The sequence below is a fragment of the Methyloceanibacter sp. genome (genome assembly GCF_051306395.1).
Classification (GTDB): domain Bacteria; phylum Pseudomonadota; class Alphaproteobacteria; order Rhizobiales; family Methyloligellaceae; genus Methyloceanibacter.
The window spans coordinates 1-2,000 of record NZ_JBPPND010000163.1 but is presented as its reverse complement, the minus strand read 5'-3'; the positions used below and the strand labels follow the sequence as shown (position 1 = coordinate 2,000).

1 protein-coding gene is annotated in these 2,000 nt (G+C 62.9%); it reads left to right on the top strand.

Features of this window, described 5'->3' with window-relative positions; translation table 11 throughout:
- The first annotated feature begins 68 nt into the window (after window positions 1-68).
- Window positions 69-1,454 (top strand): IS1380 family transposase, encoded by a 1,386-nt coding sequence (locus ACSLE4_RS08335; protein ID WP_435904000.1) that lies wholly within the window; start codon window positions 69-71, stop codon window positions 1,452-1,454.
- Window positions 1,455-2,000 lie beyond the last annotated feature (546 nt).

Here is a 2,000-nt window from a genome sequence, read left to right as displayed (position 1 = left end):
ACCGGGGCTCCGACTCAGCGAAAGTTGTTGTGCAGCAACGACTTTACGCGCGAGGAGGGACTGCCCCGATGCCGACAGAGTGTAGTCAGGATTCGTTCGATTTCGGAACCGTCGAAGGCCGTCAGGTTGTGGGCGCTTTCGACGGCGGCGCGATCACCTCCGACGCCGGCGCGCTGCTGCTCGGCCAGACCGACAAGGCGATCGGCCTCGTGTCGCGCCTCGCCGGATGCTTCCAAGACGGCCGCAACCCGGCGTTCACCGTTCACGAGTTGGCGGCGATGCTGCGCCAGCGTATTTTTGGTATCGCGCTCGGCTACGAGGACATCGTCGATCACGATCAGCTGCGCCACGATCCGGTGCTCGGCGTGCTCGGCGGCACTCTGACCGCCAAGCGCTCGGATTGCGCGCCGCTCGCCGGCAAGTCGACCCTCAATCGGCTGGAGCATGCGGCGAAGGTCGGGACGGACCCATATCACAAGATCACGCACGACCCGGCCGCGATGGAACGTTTGTTTGTGACGATGATGACCGAGGCCCACGACGAGCCGCCGCGCCGGTTGATCATCGATCTCGATGCCACGCACGATCCGATCCACGGCGAGCAGGAAGGGCGGCACTTCAATGCGTTCTACGACTGCTATTGCTATCTGCCATTGTACATCTTCTCCGGCCGGCACCTGCTCGCCGCCAAGCTCCGCAGCGCCGACAAGGATGCCGCCGACGGCGCCAGGGACGAGGTGGCGCGGATCGTCGCGCAGATTCGTGAGGGCTGGCCGGATGTCCGCATCATCCTGCGCGCGGACTCGGGCTTCGCACGCGACGAGTTGATGGAATGGTGCGAAGAGAACGGCGTCGATTTCATCTTCGGCTTGGCTCGCAACGTGCGGCTCGTCGGCGCTATCAAGCGCGAGCTGGTGTTGGCCCGCCGCGCCAGCCGCCGCTCGGGTCGGGCGGAACGCCGGTTCGCAGTTCTCGACGGTTGGGATACGCGCGACGGCTGGGCGAAGCCGCGCAAGGTCGTCGCCAAGGCCGAATGGCTCGATGATAAGGCCAACCCGCGCTTCGTCGTCACCTCGCTGCATTGGTCGGATGGCGATGCCCGCCAGCTCTACGAGGACGTCTACTGCGCGCGCGGCGAGATGGAGAATCGTATCAAGGAATGCCAAGCGGATCTGTTCGCCGGCCGCACCAGCGCAGCGTCGATGCGTGCCAATCAACTGCGGCTCTGGTTCGCGGCGTTCGCCTACGTCGTGCTGGCCGCGCTCAGGCGCATCGGTCTTGCTGACACCGAGCTGGCCCAGGCCACATGCGGCACCATCCGGCTGAAGCTCCTCAAGATCGGTGCGCTGATCACCAAGAGCGTGCGCCGCGTGAAGATCGCCTTCGCGTCATCCTGCCCGCATCAGGTGACCTTCGCCATCGCCCAAGACAGGCTGCGAAGAGCCGCGGCCTGAGCCGCCGTCGCCACCCCGATCGCAACTTCAAACAAAGGAACATTGTCGGGTCTGCACACGCCGCTCCCAGCGGTGTCGATGGATCATCGCCGAAGCAGATCCGCCATGTGCCATCGACAAACCGAGCGCCCACGGACGGGCTTCATGAGAAGGGCGGGCTAGGCCTGCAGCTTCCGCCAGTGTTGGATCCGAAAAATCGGCCTGACCTAGTGACTTGATGAGAGCGCTTGCTAGTTCGGCGGAGGTGGGAGCACCACTCGGTATCGACGAGCCAGCTCCCAACATCAAAGTCGTCGACTTGGGATTGATGGAATTTGCGAATTCGGCCAACGGAACTGGCATCAATCGCCCCAATTCATGAAAGAATGGACAGATAGTAAAGCAATCGACGTTCATCCATAGGCTAACTGAGTCGTCATCAAGCGCCAGATAAAATTAGGTTCTGGCGTGAGGGATGTTCCCTCCCGCCTCAACATTCTCGTGCCAACCCCTCAACGGTCGTCACGTATCGCTCTGTGATCGGCCCCGGTGAGTAGATACAGGCAT

Coding starts and splice junctions, on each gene's coding strand:
- ACSLE4_RS08335 (WP_435904000.1), top strand. CDS start 69: ATGCCGACAGAGTGTAGTCAGGATTCGTTCGATTTCGGAACCGTCGAA.